Origin of the sequence: Cryobacterium serini, from assembly GCF_004404025.1 — a bacterium.
In the GTDB taxonomy this organism is placed as follows: domain Bacteria; phylum Actinomycetota; class Actinomycetes; order Actinomycetales; family Microbacteriaceae; genus Cryobacterium; species Cryobacterium serini.
Genome location: NZ_SOHN01000015.1, coordinates 23,986 through 37,441, shown reverse-complemented (window position 1 = coordinate 37,441; position 13,456 = coordinate 23,986). Strand labels below are relative to the sequence as shown.

The window sequence follows — 13,456 nt, the reverse complement described above, 5'->3', positions numbered from 1 at the left end:
CCGAGGAAGTTCGGGTGTGTTTAGGGGTGCACTATCCACCTGATGTGGCCGCGTCGATCGCTGCCGTGGCACTGGTGAACGCGCCCTGGCGGCTTTCACTGTCACACTGGACCGAACGTCGATCCGGCCACCTCGCCGGACCCGGTTACGAAGGAGTCTCGGATGGTCGCTGAGAGCAAGACGGGCACCCGACTGCTGCTGATCGAGGACGATGCCAAGCTCGGCCCGATGATCCAGGACGTGCTCGCAGAAATCTACGATGTCACCCTGGTCGCCGACGGTGCGGACGGCCTGGCCGCCGGCCTCGCTGGGGAGTTCGAGGTGATGGTCATCGACCGGCGCCTTCCGGGGATCGATGGACTACAAATCGTTGAAGCCCTCCGCCGCAAACTGATCACCACCCCCATCCTGCTCCTGACTGCTCTGGGGACCACCGGCGACAAAGTGACCGGGCTCGACATCGGCGCCAACGACTATCTGGTCAAGCCGTTCGAGTTCGATGAGCTTTTCGCCCGGTTGCGGTCCATCCGTCGGGTGTTCACCGGCGAAGGCCGCACTCTGCTGGTAGGTGGGTGGGAGTATTACCCCGACAGCCGCACGATCTATTCCCCGTACAACGGGCGCATCCTTTTGACGGTCAAAGAGAACGAGCTGCTCAAACTTTTAGCGGATGCCCCGCAGCGCACGTTCTCGCGCCAGCAAATCCTGCAGACCGTCTTCAGCGCGGCGGATACCGCTGGAACGGTGGATACCTACGTGCACTACCTCCGGCGCAAGACAGACCCGGACATTGTCCTCACCGTGCGCGGCGAGGGCTACCGTCTGGGGCAACCATGACCGCCAGAAGAATCCCCGTCATGGACAGCGACACCCTGGCCATCCGTCGGGCCTCCCGGATGGTCGGTGCCCGAATCGCCATCGCGTGCGCTGTGGTGGTCGTGGTGGTTATCGTTGCCGTGTTCGTTTACATCCTGTCCGAAATTTCGCCTCGTGAGTTGTTTGAACCGGTGCCAGACACCGACAACCTGCAGGTCAGCGCCGTCAACCTGCTGCGCGCGGCTGCGGTGTTGGGCGTGGCCTTGATCATTCTGGCCGGTGTGTTGAGTTGGCAGGTCACTCATCGGGCTGTGCAACCCCTTGGCGAGGTGCTGCGGATTCAGCGGGCGTTCGTCGCAGACGCGAGCCACGAACTCCGCACCCCCCTCGCGGTGCTCGATGCCCGCCTGCAGATTCTGCAACGCACCCTGTCCGCCGACGACCCGTCTTCCGTGGTCGTCGCGGAGCTGCGCAGTGATGCGAAGGACCTCATTCACATCGTCAACGACCTGCTCGAATCGGCGGAAATCGGCGGCGCTGCGGTGGAGAACGCTGTCGTCGTCGATCTGGTAGCTGCCGTGGCTGCCGCCGCGCAGTCGATGGCGCTTATTGCCGTCGACAAACACGTCACCATCGAACTGGATGCGCCCCAGCCCGCGGCTGTGCGGGTGCCAGCATCCAGCATCACCCGATGCGTGGTCGCCCTGCTGGATAACGCTGTGCGGTTCGCTCCGTGCGATTCGGCCATCACCGTGGGCGTGACCGTGGCCAAGAAGACGGTGGCGGTCACCGTGCGCGATCAAGGTCCCGGCATCCACGGCATCGACCCCGCCCGAATTTTCGATCGGTTCGCCCACTCCGCCCCGCCGGATGCCGGTGGCGATGCGTCCCGCACCGGGTTTGGAATCGGACTGTCCCTCGTGCGCGAAATTGTCGTGCGCCACGGCGGATCCGTGCACGTCGTCGAGAGCACTGCCGCGGGCACAGCAATCTGCCTGACCGTTCCGCGGGCGAAACAGGCCTGATCTGTTCTCTGACCGAACGAGGTTCGTCGAACCAAGGACTGCGAATTCGTAGATCTCCGGCGACGATTGGTGGTTTCTGTGAGGCGTCTTAGACGCCGCCCTGTTCGCTAGTGCTACCGACCCTATCTAAGGAGGAACACTTGTCCACGACCTCAACGCTCTTCTCGACCGTTTCGCCCGTACGGCACATCCTGACCAAGGTGCCCGAGGTGACCCTCATCTTCTGGGTTATCAAAGTGCTCGCGACCACAGTGGGGGAGACCGCCGCGGATTTCCTCAACGTCGACCTCGGTTTTGGTCTCTCGATCACTTCGGTCATCATGGCGGTTTTGCTCATCGTCGCCCTGATCGTGCAATTCAGAATGCAGAAATACACTCCGGCCGTCTATTGGCTGGCGGTGGTGCTCATCAGCGTTGTCGGTACTCTCATCACCGATAACCTCACCGACAGCCTTGGCGTGCCCCTATGGGTGACGACGGTCGTCTTCGCGATCGCGCTGTCCGTGACCTTCATTGCGTGGGCGGTTTCGGAGAAGACCCTCTCCATCCACTCCATTTTCACTACCCGGCGAGAGACGTTCTACTGGTTGGCCGTATTGTTCACGTTCGCCCTCGGCACCGCGGCCGGCGACCTCGTCGCTGAGGGACTCAATCTGGGCTTTCTCGTGGCGCTGCTCGTCTTCGCTGCCGCGATCGCATTAGTTGCCGTGGCGTACTTCGTCTTTCATCTCAATGCTGTGCTCGCCTTCTGGATCGCGTACATCCTGACCCGCCCGTTGGGTGCATCCACCGGCGATCTTCTCTCGCAGCCCGTTGCTGACGGCGGGCTGGGACTGGGAACCACAGGAACCAGCGTGCTCTTTCTGTCGGTGATCTTCGTCCTGGTGATCGTGCTCACCCGCCGTGCACGCACCACAGATGCGCGTCTGACGGCCACGGTCTAATCACCGTGTGCAGCAGCGGGTGCCCGCCCTTCTTCAGATAACTCAAAGAAAGCCCTTGCAGCATGAACTCTATGACCGTAACCGCTCTGCCCACCTCCGGATTTCTGGATCCGCAATCAGTGATCGCCGGCGCCGGCGTCTGGGGCCTTGTTGTGGTGTGCGCGATCGTGTTCGTGGAGACCGGCCTACTCGTCGGGTTCTTCCTGCCCGGCGACACCCTGCTGTTCTTCACCGGCGTTCTCACCCTCAGCGGGGTGATCAGCCAGCCGCTGTGGGTCGTCGTCCCGGCCATTGCGATCTCGGCTGCGTTGGGCGATCAGCTCGGCTACACCATTGGCCGCACGACTGGCCGGCGCATATTCGACCGTCGTGACTCAGGCTTGTTCAGCCGCACCAGCGTGACGCGAACGCAGGGATTCTTTGATCGGTTCGGGCCGGCGGCTGTCACGATCGCCCGATTCGTGCCGGTCGTGCGTACCTTTGCTCCCGTCGCTGCCGGCGTGGGCAAGATGCCCAGGCGGGTGTTCACGATGTTCAACATCGTCGGCGCGGCGCTGTGGACGACCGGGGTTGTGCTCTTGGGCTTTGGCCTGGCCCATATTTCGGGCGTCGCCGATTTCGCAGCAGGTTACATCGACCTCGTACTGATCGGCATCGTGGTGCTGTCCGTGGTGCCCGTTGTCATCAGGGCCGTCATCACACGTCGCCAGAATTCTCACGCGTGACCATCAGCAGGCTCATCCGCCTCGGCGACTCTATGATTGGCGCAAGAGGAGGCAAGCGGTGAGTCAGAGAAATTAACACAGCAACCAGGTTTTGGGAAGGGTGACGACCATGCCGGTGTGGTTGCAGGCTCTCTTTTGGGGAACGCTTGCGGGTGGAGCGCTGGTTCTTGGCTCTGCCTTGTCGTGGTGGTGGACCATCCCGCCCAAGGTTGTTTCGCTGATCATGTCGTTTGGCGCCGGAGTATTGATTTCCGCTTTGGCTTTTGATCTGGTTGATGAAGCGGCCCGTGCCGGGGGACTGTGGCCGACAGCGGCAGGTTTTCTGGCGGGTGCGTTGGTCTACGTGGCAGCCAACGCGCTTCTCGCCCGGCGGGGAGCCAAACATCGGAAGCGGTCCGGGGGCAAGCAGCCCTCGGAAAAGGAGAGTCCGGGTAGCGGGACTGCCATTGCAGTTGGAGCGCTGCTCGACGGTATCCCCGAATCCGTCGTCCTTGGGCTCGGACTCGTCGCCGGTGGTGCGGTCAGCCCAGCAGTGCTGGCAGCGGTTTTCATTTCGAACGTGCCGGAAGGACTTTCCAGCACTGCGGGCATGAAGAAGGCCGGCCGGAGCGCCGGTTACGTCTTTGGCGTCTGGGGAGGGATTGCCGTCATCTCGGGAATCGCCTCTCTGATCGGATATGTCAGTTTACAAAGCGCTTCGGTCGAACTCGTCGCATTCATTACCGCAACGGCCGCCGGCGCCATCCTGGCTATGCTCGCCGACACGATGATCCCCGAGGCCTTCGAAGAACATCACACGCTCACTGGCCTCGTTGCCGCTGTGGGATTTCTCACCGCGTTCACGATCAATCAGGCGGGGAATTAATCCGGCTTGGCTTGTTCCTCCGCCACCGGGTAGCGCGGGCAGAAGGCTGACTGCGGGGGAGGTTCTGCGTGCCGATAACCTGCTGTACTCAGGCCCAAAGGTTCGAGGATAGCAAGTAGAACAAGACGCGGAGGGATCCATCTTGGAATCCAATCCCTTCGTGCGACGTCGTGACCGATGTAGCGGGACTTACCCGCGAGCGGGCATCCACCGGTCGCCGCGGTGGGGGCTTCGCGAGGAGGGGGAGTTGAACCGCTTACGGCGCGTGGTGACAGAATTGGGTCTAGGGTCGAAACGGATTTCGCTGGCCCTGTGCAGAGAAGGAATACCATGGCGACAATCGAGCTGCTCCACATTGCTGGCTGCCCGAACTCCGAGCTGACCCTCGATCGACTGCAGCGCGCTGTTGATAATGCGATGCCCTCGAACGCACAGATCACATACACCCTGGTTGATTCTGCCGAGACGGCCGCAAGAGTCCTTTTTGCTGGATCCCCGACGATCCTCGTCGACGGTGTTGATCTCTTCCCGACGGATGGCCGCACCACCGATCTCGCCTGCCGCATCTATCTCACCCCGAACGGCCTGGCCGGAGCTCCGACCCAGCAGCAAATCGAAGCAGCGCTCGCGGCGCATGGCTAACGCTTCAGACTCCACCTGCTCGTGTCGCGGTCGCGTCTATCCGCGCGGCCGGCTACAGGCCCCTGAATAACGCGGTCTTTATCTGCCGTCGACGTGGCCTGTGGGTCGCGTTCCGGTGCCTTCTTGTCGTCGAGTTGTTCGTCGTCCGCGCGCCGACGGAGCGCTCCCTCGGAGACAAGAAAACGTTGCCCCGGGGTTCAACTACGCGCCCCCTGCCGTAACCATGATTCTCTTCTTACGTCCCACCGCAGTCGGTGCGGGGGGACATCCGTCCTTTGGTTGGCGTGATCCGGAATAGGTTGGGGGCATGACCTCGCCTACCGACACTCGAAGAATCAAGGTAGGCAGCGCGCCAACCGTGAGCATCCAGCATGGAATTAAGAGATTCAGCCATGAGGAGATGCAGTCCAGGACTTTACTGGACTGCTTTGGTGAGAGTGAATCGCCTAGCGTTATCAGAGTTGTTCCCCTTCTACGGGTATTCACGATCTCGGAGTCCCGCTGTATCGCCGTCGGCAATATTCGAATCGTCGTCAGTGGGCTTCACCTAGTCGCCTTCGAAGTTTTCCTGGACGGTATGTGGAAAGAAGGAACCGCACGGGATAACTTCGTTCCCTTGAATCCGAAAGTGTCAGAGGAATCGGATGATCTCACCCAAGTAACAAACACACTGCGACACCTCCTCGCCGAGTCAGCTCGAATAGATTCGAATTGTGCGGACATCAGCAATGAGTTCCACGCCGCCTGCGTTGCCAAGAGCGTTGCTGAACACTCGAGAAATGCGATTGCGGCAGTCAGAGAAGTTCGCTACGGCCTGGAGCTTCAGCTCGCAGAAACGAGCGCAAAGTCGAGTGTAGAAGGATCTCAAGGATCGCTTGTCTCTGCGCTGTTGCAATTAGGGATAATTCTTGGACGGGGCGCGGATAACGCTCGCGAGGCGGTCCGGGAAGGGCTCTGGGTATTCCTCACCGATTCGAATGCCTACCACTCGTACCGCGTTCTCCAAGACCCGAGCATCATCAACAACGCCGTGCCGGCGACTGAGTTTTCGAGGACTTGGATGAAACTGCACGACGCGGCGATTCGTCAATGTACCGAGTTGCGTGGGCAGCTCGACGCAGAGTGCACTTCCGTGCATGCGCTTCTTGCTGCCGCAGCAGCAGTGTCGAGCTCGCGCGAAGCTGACGCGCAAACCAACTTCAATACGCTGGCTGCGGTGGCCTCTTTCGGACTGGGAATCCCGGCGCTCGTGCTCGCGTTGTATGGGGCTGACAGGCTCCTGCCATTGAATACGCTGCCGCGACAATTCGCGTTTCTCCCAGTAGCTGCCGGACTCGTATTCGCTGCGATCCTTGCGGTGATGAGATCTCCAACTGGCAAACGCCGTCGGATTTGGCTCCTTGGAGCTGCCAGCGCGCTCATCGCAGCTTTGGCGTTGCTCATCGTGGCGGGGATGATCCTGCCAGGCGTGTAGCCGGACCGAGCCATACGGTCCGTGACACGTGGTTCTGGACCCAAAAGCGATCGAGCCTACTGCGCCGACGGCATCTTCCTCAATGCTGCCGCACGCACGCACGCACGCACGCCCGCCCGCACGCCCGCACGCTGAAGCGATACCTCCTGCATGTATTCCTGCGAACCGAACCAGGCACGCTTCCGTGCGGTTGTTTCATAAAAACCTGACAGCGTCTGGGATGAGACCATAAGTCATGGCTCTTTTCTCGGAACGTGACCGCCGGCCCATTGACGAACTGTGCGCTCGTTGGCGCGAGGGCTCGCTGATCGGGGACGCCTCTTTACTGCATCCTGATGAGTATCCGGACGCCTGGTCAGAGCTCAAGCTAACCGAGCTGAACACGAAGTTCTGGGGCAACGTTCTAGAAGGTGACGAGGGTGGCGGAAGCTTCGAGAGCAAATGGGAACTGCAACTCGAAGATGCCACCGACAAAGTCAGGTTGTTAGCGGCGGAGTGTCTGTTGGTGTACTACCTGGTCACTGTTTCGGTCGGCCCCGAGCGAAAACTTGAGATGATCAATAAGACCATCGGACCTGATCATCCAGACCTGCACGTGAATCGCGACAGCGGGGCGTACGAGGCGCTGCAGAGCTGGATTGCCAATCCTGGCCAGTACTACACCTCCCGTCAGGACATCCATGTTGGTTATCTGATGGATCTTGCGTTGCGTCTGAAGCAGAAGTCACCCGAGGAACGGGCCGCACTGCTGCACGATAACCCCTGGGAGTTCGCACAGTTCACCGAAGCCGGGGAGCGACAGAGCGACGCGATGCGCCACATCGTGTGCCACCTGCTTTATCCCGATCACTTCGAGCGGATCGCCTCGAACCAGCACAAGGAACTCGTGCTCAAGGCGTTTAGTGAGCTCGACACCAGTGGCCCAGACGTTGGCCCAGACGAGAAGCTGTATTCGATCCGGCAGACGCTGAAGCAACGACTGCCGGAGTGGGATGAAAGCCGCCGTGATTACTACAGCGCCGATCTCGAACCAATCTGGCGTCCTGTGGCCAGGTCGGGGGACAATGAGTCACTGAACCCGGCGTTCGCACTGGAGTTCAAGAAGCAGATCGTCTTCTACGGGCCGCCCGGCACCGGCAAAACCTATCGTGCGGGGAAGCTGGCCGAGAGCTTGATCCGGACCGCGGCCTTGCAACGGTGGGGTGTGGGTGAGTACTTCAACGACCCCAAGGCTGTTAATCTGGCCGTCGCCGCCAATGTGACGCGCCTTCAGATGCACCCGTCTTACGGCTATGCAGAGTTCATGGTCGGACTTCGGCTCGATGCCGACGGTGGGGCAACCCACCAGCTCGGCGCACTGCCACGGTTGGTCGAGCGGATGCGTACCGAGCGAGAGCAGCTTGGGGAACATGCTTTGCCGCACGTACTGATCCTCGACGAGATCAATCGCACTGACCTCAGCACGATGTTCGGTGAGGCGTTCAGCGCCATGGAGCGCGACAAGCGCGACACCGAGCTGGAGCTGTTCGCCGAGGATGACGACGGTCATCCGCTCCGCTTTATGATCCCTGCAAACCTCTACATCATTGGCACAATGAACGAGATCGACCAGTCGGTCGAGGCCCTGGACTTCGCGCTGCGTCGCCGCTTTTTCTGGTTCGCCACGCCGTACGACGAAGAGGACCTGTTCTCGATCTGGAAGGCGCAATGGATCGAGCAGTCCGTGGCGGTTGACCGGGAGAAGGCTGAGCCCCAGCTCAAGGAGCTTGCCGGGTGTATCAGCCGGTTGAACGCACGGATCGGCGAACTGCCCGAGCTAGGGTCTGAGTACGAACTCGGAGCGGCCGTGTTCGGTGATTTGCCGTACTTCCTCGGGCGCGAATGGCGTAACAAGCGCCACGGCCGTAACGGCGGCAAGTATCTGTGGGATGCCAAAGACAAGCCGCTCGCGCCGCTGCGTTCGTTGTGGGCCTTGTCGATCCAGCCTGTGCTGGCACAGTACCTGGCTGGATCTGACCGGCGGACTGAGCAGTTGGCCGAGCTCGAACAGCTCCTGCTGGCCCGTCCGACAAACTGACCATGGCCGACAAGAAGGGCAGCACCGGGGCAGGAGAGGCCCCTGCGGATCGGTTGGTGATCCACGACTTGACCTCGGAGGCTTACTGGGATCGCCGTCCCACTGCTGACGAACAGCTCTGGCTGGCCGAGATCGCCGGGCTTTCACCCGAGCCGTTCGTCTTGAACGCACAGCTGGAGGCTGACCACGAGCCGACGATCGAGCCGATCCTGAGCCGTGACATCGACGGATGGCGCGCCAACCGTTACATCGGCGAGATTCGCCACAAGGGCAGGACCTTGGAGATCAGGCCTCGCCTGGGCATCGAGACCATTACCGGCTGGATCAGCACGATCCTCAACGTTCAGGTGCTCCCACGCACCGCCACACCCTCTAATGACGCGAGCAGTGCAATCACGCAACTCTTGGCCGCGCTGTGGCGGGCTTCTGTGCTGACGGCGGGCCAGCACGCCCTGCCAAAGTCACGGGTAAAAGTCAGCTCACACGGTCTGTCCGTTCATGGACGCCTCGATGTGGCGGCCACCGCGCGTCGGCGGGCAGCCGGGCACCGCGATTTGGTCTCGACCCGGGTGGTGCGCAGCTACGACAACGCGCCGGCCAGCGCGGTGGTCCTGGCGGATCGATACTTCGACCAGCGACTGGCCGGAGACCGCTGGCGTGGAGCTCGGCTCCACGAACAGATGGCCGTGCTGCGCACCGGCACCGGAGCTCGGCCGAAGACGCCGACCCTGCACGAGATCCGGACCGCCCGTTACACCCCGATCACTGTCAAATGGCGGCGGGCAGCTGAGCTGTCGTGGCGCATCCTGAACGAGGATCCGCTGGGTGTCGCTGCCGACGACGAGTCAACCCACGGCGTGCTGATCGACGTCGCCGAACTATGGGAGCTGTTTGTGTTGCACTGTGCTGGTCTAGCCGCCGAAGAGCCCGTGAGGCACGGAACAAACGAGCAGGTTTCGGGGCACCTCGCACGCTCCACAGTCGATCCCCGTCACACATTGGGCAGGCTGTATCCGGATGTCTTGGTAGGGGAGGACCCGATCACGGCGCTACTGGATGCAAAGTACAAGAGGCTCGGCGGCATGCGTGGCGTCGACCGTGAGGATCTCTACCAGCTGCATGCCTACTCGTCGACGTTCGAAGCACCGATCGCAGCTCTGGCCTACCCGGCCACCAGCGTTGACCTGCCAATGGCTGAGCGAAACAGCCCCTGGCAGACCGGCGACGGGACGCTTTCGTTCCTAACCTTGCCGACCGAGAAGGATCGTTGCGTCGCAAAGCTGGCGCAGTGGTTTGGACGCTCTGATGTCTCACTCTGACTCGCCCCCCTGTCTAGGTCTGCTCGGGCGCCCCGAGTTGAACCGAGAGCTCCCCAGCGACGCGGGCCGCCAGCATGCCAGCTTCGTTAAGGTGGGTTCCCAGTCGGGTCTTGGGCGCGCTGACGTTGATGGCTGCAATGATGTTGCGTCGAAAATCGAAAACCGGAGCGGAGACGCCCACGACGCCCTTCTCGAATTCCTCGTCAACGGTGGCGTAGCCACGCTGACGAATATGCGCTACTTCGTTCAGCAGGCTCGCAAAGCCGGTGACGAGGGGTACTCCCTGTGACTCGCGCGAGTTCGCGTGGGCCATGTCACTTCGCATGAGAAGGGGAGTGACTGGACCCACGACTGGCTCGTCATGACCGTGGGCCTCGTACCAGCGCCGAAGATCGTCCTCGGCCCAGTCGCTGACAAGTACACGCCCTGAGGACGTGCGCCAGGCGGCGGTGCTAACCCCCTCCCAACCGAGCCCGCGAAAGGCATACTCACTCAATTCGCTTGCGAGCGTCAACACGCTTCCCCCGCGCAAGACGCAGAGGTGTGTGGTCTCGTGAGTGGCCGTGACGACTCGTCGAAGGTAGGGCACGGAAGCTCGCACCAAACGTGATTCCAGCGTGCGCGCTGCGAGGGCATAGAGCTGGTACCCCAGTCGATAATTTTGCGTGGCGTCGTCGCGGGAGACTAAACCGACCTCGGCAAGTGTCGCCAGGGTGCGCGACACCAGGCCCTTATCGCGGCCGGCTAATTGGGCCACACGGAGCACGCCGAGCCCACCGGCAGACTCGGCTTCGGGCGATCCGAGTATCTCTAGAAGCTCCAGATCCCGACGTAGGCCAGCGGAATTTCGCCGTGGCGCTGCTTTGGCCGCTCCGGTTTCCGTGCCATTGAACGCGGTCATCATGATTGCAGAATAGTTCAGGGTTGCCATTTGCACAACCATGGTTGTGCAAAAGGCCACGACCTCGTAGTCTCGCTGTATTCCACCGCTGATTCATTTGAATTGCGGTTCACACAGAGTTGAGTGAAGGAGGACGCGCCCGTGACCCTAGACCTGAACGGACTACTGACGTTCTGGGCCCGCCGGTGGGACGACATCCTGGAACTGCTCGGCGAGCACCTCACCGTTGTAGCCGTCGCGCTCGTGATCGCAATGGTGATCGGTGTCGGGGTAGGAATGTTGGTGTGGGACAAGCCCCTTCCCCGGTCCGCCGTCATCGCCACTGCGGGCGTGGCACTCACCATCCCGTCCCTCGCGCTGCTCGCACTGCTGATTCCCGCAGTCGGCCTGGGCTGGACGCCGACCGTGATCGCCCTCGTGATGTACTCGCTGCTGCCGATCGTACGTAACACCGTCGTGGGCCTTCGCGAGGTTTCTCCAGCAATCATGGAATCCGCCCTCGGCATGGGCATGACGCCGCTGACGGTGCTGTTTCGCGTGCAGCTTCCGATGGCGTGGCCGATCATCCTGACCGGGGTGCGCGTGGCCGCCCAGCTCACGATCGGCGTCGCGGCCATCGCAGCCTACGTCGCCGGCCCTGGCCTCGGCCAGTTCATCTTTCAGGGCCTCAGCTCGCTCGGGTCTAAAAACGCCCTTAACTTTGCCCTCACTGGAACGCTCGGTGTCGTGCTTCTCGCTCTCGTCGTCGACGCCGCCTTCGTGGGCATCACCCGTTCAACCACCTCAAGGGGACTCCGTGCCTAAACAACTCAACACCGCGCTACTGCAGATTGCCGGCAAGACCAGTGGTGCGCTCATCGAGCTCGACAGCGTCACCAAGCAGTACCCCAACCAGCCGGTCGCTGCGGTGCAGAACTTTTCGATGACCGTGCAGCCCGGCGAACTGATCATGTTTGTCGGGCCGAGCGGATGCGGCAAAACGACCACCATGAAGATGATCAACCGCATCATCGAACCCACGAGCGGCTCGATCTCGATTGACGGGCGCGACGTACTCTCGCTCGATCCGAGTGAACTGCGTCGCCACATCGGCTACGTCATCCAGCAGATTGGGCTGTTTCCGCACATGACCATTGCCGAGAACATCGGCGTCGTGCCCAAACTCTTGAACTGGAGCAAAGAGAAGACCGCCGACCGGGTGCACGAACTGCTCACCACGGTTGGCCTCGAACCTGGCGACTTCGCGCACCGCTACCCCAAGCAACTTTCCGGCGGACAGCAGCAGCGTGTGGGCGTGGCACGCGCTCTGGCTGCCGACCCGCCCGTGATGCTCATGGACGAACCCTTCGGCGCCACGGACCCGATCACCCGCGAAAAGCTTCAGGCCGAGTTTCTGCGGCTGCAGGCCTCGATCGGCAAGACGATCATCTTCGTCACCCATGACTTCGACGAGGCCGTGCGTCTCGGCGACCGCATCGCCGTGCTCAGCAATCGCAGCCAGATCGAGCAGTTCGACACCCCTGCGAACATTCTCGCAAGCCCCGCTAACGAGTATGTCTCGTCCTTTATCGGTTTGGGCACGGCGATCAAACGTCTCGTACTCATTCCCGTGACCGCGGCTCGACTCGGCCCCGCAAGCGCTGCGGTTGCGGGAGGGACGACGGTTCGCACTACCGACTCCCTGCGGGATGCACTTGACTCGCTTGTGCTGACGGGACTCCCGGCGTTGGCCGTTGTCGACGAGCTGAACAAGGCCGTCGGGTCGATCAGCGTTGATCAGATCTCCGCCGTGCTCGGCGCCGAGGTGCCCATTCTCACCCCCACTGCGGAGGCGTGACCATGGTCTTCCCGAGCGCCACTACTGCGACTCCGGTAGTGCGGAGCCGCGTCGCCCGGCGCAGCGACGAAATCTTGTCGATCAAACGGTTTGTGACCCCCGCCGTGGTGCTGCTCGTGCTTGTTGCCCTCTTTGTTGCGCTCTCGAGCATGACGCTCGACTCGATCGAGTCCCGTACCCTCAACACGGATTACATCATCGCCCGCGTTCGTGAACACCTCGGGCTCACGGTGGTCGCGTCGGCGCTCGTGGCCGTGCTCGCTATTCCGACGGGCATTGTGCTCAGCCGCACCCGGTCCCGCGTGCTCAAGGCGATCGTGCTTGGCATCGCCAACGTGGGCCAGGCTACGCCGGCGGTCGGCGTCATCATTCTGCTGGCCATCCTCTGGCAGACCGGCTACTTGACCGCCCTGGTCGGGCTCGTCATCTACTCATTCCTGCCCGTTCTGCGCAACACGATGATCGGCCTGCAGCAGGTGGATGAAAACGTGCGCGAATCAGCGTTCGGTATGGGCATGACCCAAAACCAGGTGCTCTTTCGCATCGAACTGCCCCTCGCCGTACCGGTGATCCTGGCCGGGCTGCGCACCTCGCTGGTCTTCTGCGTGGGGGTGGCAACAATCGCCACCTTCATCAACGCCGGCGGACTGGGCGACATGATCGTCAACGGCCTCAAGCTGCAGCGTTACCCCGTGCTCGTGACCGGCGCGGTGCTCGTGGCCTGCATCGCTCTGCTCATCGACTGGGTCGCGGCCACCGCCGAAGACGTTCTGCGCCCTCGCGGCACCTAAATTCTCGGATTTCCTTTTCACAGTCACCACACGCATCCAC

13 protein-coding genes are annotated in these 13,456 nt (G+C 61.8%); 12 read left to right on the top strand and 1 reads right to left on the bottom strand.

Annotated elements, in window-relative coordinates; genetic code table 11:
- Positions 1–162 precede the first annotated feature (162 nt).
- The 9 genes from E3T51_RS11535 to E3T51_RS11495 all read left to right on the top strand — a co-directional run bounded on the left by E3T51_RS11535 (position 163) and on the right by E3T51_RS11495 (position 9,887).
- Positions 163–837 carry a response regulator transcription factor gene (locus tag E3T51_RS11535; protein WP_134529964.1) on the top strand — a complete coding sequence of 225 codons (675 nt, stop codon included), beginning with the start codon at positions 163–165 and terminating at the stop codon, positions 835–837.
- Positions 838–857: 20 nt separating this feature from the next.
- Positions 858–1,841 (top strand): sensor histidine kinase, encoded by a 984-nt coding sequence (locus tag E3T51_RS11530; RefSeq protein WP_166806450.1) that lies wholly within the window; start codon positions 858–860, stop codon positions 1,839–1,841.
- Positions 1,842–1,981: 140 nt separating this feature from the next.
- Entirely contained in the window at positions 1,982–2,785 is an 804-nt protein-coding gene (locus E3T51_RS11525) for a COG4705 family protein (protein WP_198417863.1), read from the top strand.
- A gap of 71 nt (positions 2,786–2,856) precedes the next feature.
- Positions 2,857–3,510 carry a DedA family protein gene (locus tag E3T51_RS11520; RefSeq protein ID WP_166806449.1) on the top strand — a complete coding sequence of 218 codons (654 nt, stop codon included), beginning with the start codon at positions 2,857–2,859 and terminating at the stop codon, positions 3,508–3,510.
- A 109-nt stretch (positions 3,511–3,619) separates the two neighbouring features.
- Positions 3,620–4,375 carry a ZIP family metal transporter gene (locus E3T51_RS11515; RefSeq protein WP_134530032.1) on the top strand — a complete coding sequence of 252 codons (756 nt, stop codon included), beginning with the start codon at positions 3,620–3,622 and terminating at the stop codon, positions 4,373–4,375.
- Positions 4,376–4,705: 330 nt separating this feature from the next.
- Positions 4,706–5,017: a thioredoxin family protein gene (locus tag E3T51_RS11510; RefSeq protein ID WP_134529960.1), complete on the top strand. Its 312-nt coding sequence runs from the start codon at positions 4,706–4,708 to the stop codon at positions 5,015–5,017.
- Positions 5,018–5,324: 307 nt separating this feature from the next.
- Entirely contained in the window at positions 5,325–6,491 is a 1,167-nt protein-coding gene (locus E3T51_RS11505; RefSeq protein ID WP_134529959.1) for a hypothetical protein, read from the top strand.
- A 235-nt stretch (positions 6,492–6,726) separates the two neighbouring features.
- The gene (locus E3T51_RS11500; protein ID WP_134529958.1) at positions 6,727–8,568 is read left to right on the top strand and encodes an AAA family ATPase; all 1,842 of its coding nucleotides are present in this window, start codon (positions 6,727–6,729) and stop codon (positions 8,566–8,568) included.
- Between the two features lie 2 nt (positions 8,569–8,570).
- Positions 8,571–9,887 (top strand): 5-methylcytosine restriction system specificity protein McrC, encoded by a 1,317-nt coding sequence (locus E3T51_RS11495; protein ID WP_134529957.1) that lies wholly within the window; start codon positions 8,571–8,573, stop codon positions 9,885–9,887.
- Between the two features lie 13 nt (positions 9,888–9,900).
- Here the strand turns inward: E3T51_RS11495 and E3T51_RS11490 are convergent, their stop codons facing one another.
- Positions 9,901–10,818 (bottom strand): IclR family transcriptional regulator, encoded by a 918-nt coding sequence (locus tag E3T51_RS11490; RefSeq protein ID WP_241989294.1) that lies wholly within the window; start codon positions 10,816–10,818, stop codon positions 9,901–9,903.
- Positions 10,819–10,929: 111 nt separating this feature from the next.
- Here E3T51_RS11490 and E3T51_RS11485 point away from each other — a divergent pair, with 111 nt between their 5' ends.
- Genes E3T51_RS11485 through E3T51_RS11475 form a run of 3 tightly spaced genes read left to right on the top strand, consistent with a single transcriptional unit; the run spans position 10,930 to position 13,416 of the window.
- Positions 10,930–11,592: an ABC transporter permease gene (locus E3T51_RS11485; RefSeq protein ID WP_241989293.1), complete on the top strand. Its 663-nt coding sequence runs from the start codon at positions 10,930–10,932 to the stop codon at positions 11,590–11,592.
- Positions 11,585–12,625 carry an ABC transporter ATP-binding protein gene (locus E3T51_RS11480; RefSeq protein WP_134529956.1) on the top strand — a complete coding sequence of 347 codons (1,041 nt, stop codon included), beginning with the start codon at positions 11,585–11,587 and terminating at the stop codon, positions 12,623–12,625. The genes E3T51_RS11485 and E3T51_RS11480 overlap by 8 nt, the downstream gene beginning before the upstream one ends.
- Before the next feature lie 2 nt (positions 12,626–12,627).
- Positions 12,628–13,416, top strand: coding sequence for an ABC transporter permease (locus E3T51_RS11475; RefSeq protein WP_134529955.1), 789 nt, complete (start codon positions 12,628–12,630; stop codon positions 13,414–13,416).
- The last annotated feature ends 40 nt before the right edge of the window (positions 13,417–13,456 follow it).

Excerpts from the sequence above, each read along its gene's own strand:
- E3T51_RS11535 (WP_134529964.1), top strand. The coding sequence starts at position 163 with ATGGTCGCTGAGAGCAAGACGGGCACCCGACTGCTGCTGATCGAGGAC.
- E3T51_RS11530 (WP_166806450.1), top strand. The coding sequence starts at position 858 with ATGGACAGCGACACCCTGGCCATCCGTCGGGCCTCCCGGATGGTCGGT.
- E3T51_RS11520 (WP_166806449.1), top strand. The coding sequence starts at position 2,857 with ATGACCGTAACCGCTCTGCCCACCTCCGGATTTCTGGATCCGCAATCA.
- E3T51_RS11515 (WP_134530032.1), top strand. The coding sequence starts at position 3,620 with ATGCCGGTGTGGTTGCAGGCTCTCTTTTGGGGAACGCTTGCGGGTGGA.
- E3T51_RS11510 (WP_134529960.1), top strand. The coding sequence starts at position 4,706 with ATGGCGACAATCGAGCTGCTCCACATTGCTGGCTGCCCGAACTCCGAG.
- E3T51_RS11505 (WP_134529959.1), top strand. The coding sequence starts at position 5,325 with ATGACCTCGCCTACCGACACTCGAAGAATCAAGGTAGGCAGCGCGCCA.
- E3T51_RS11500 (WP_134529958.1), top strand. The coding sequence starts at position 6,727 with ATGGCTCTTTTCTCGGAACGTGACCGCCGGCCCATTGACGAACTGTGC.
- E3T51_RS11495 (WP_134529957.1), top strand. The coding sequence starts at position 8,571 with ATGGCCGACAAGAAGGGCAGCACCGGGGCAGGAGAGGCCCCTGCGGAT.
- E3T51_RS11490 (WP_241989294.1), bottom strand. The coding sequence starts at position 10,818 with ATGGCAACCCTGAACTATTCTGCAATCATGATGACCGCGTTCAATGGC.
- E3T51_RS11475 (WP_134529955.1), top strand. The coding sequence starts at position 12,628 with ATGGTCTTCCCGAGCGCCACTACTGCGACTCCGGTAGTGCGGAGCCGC.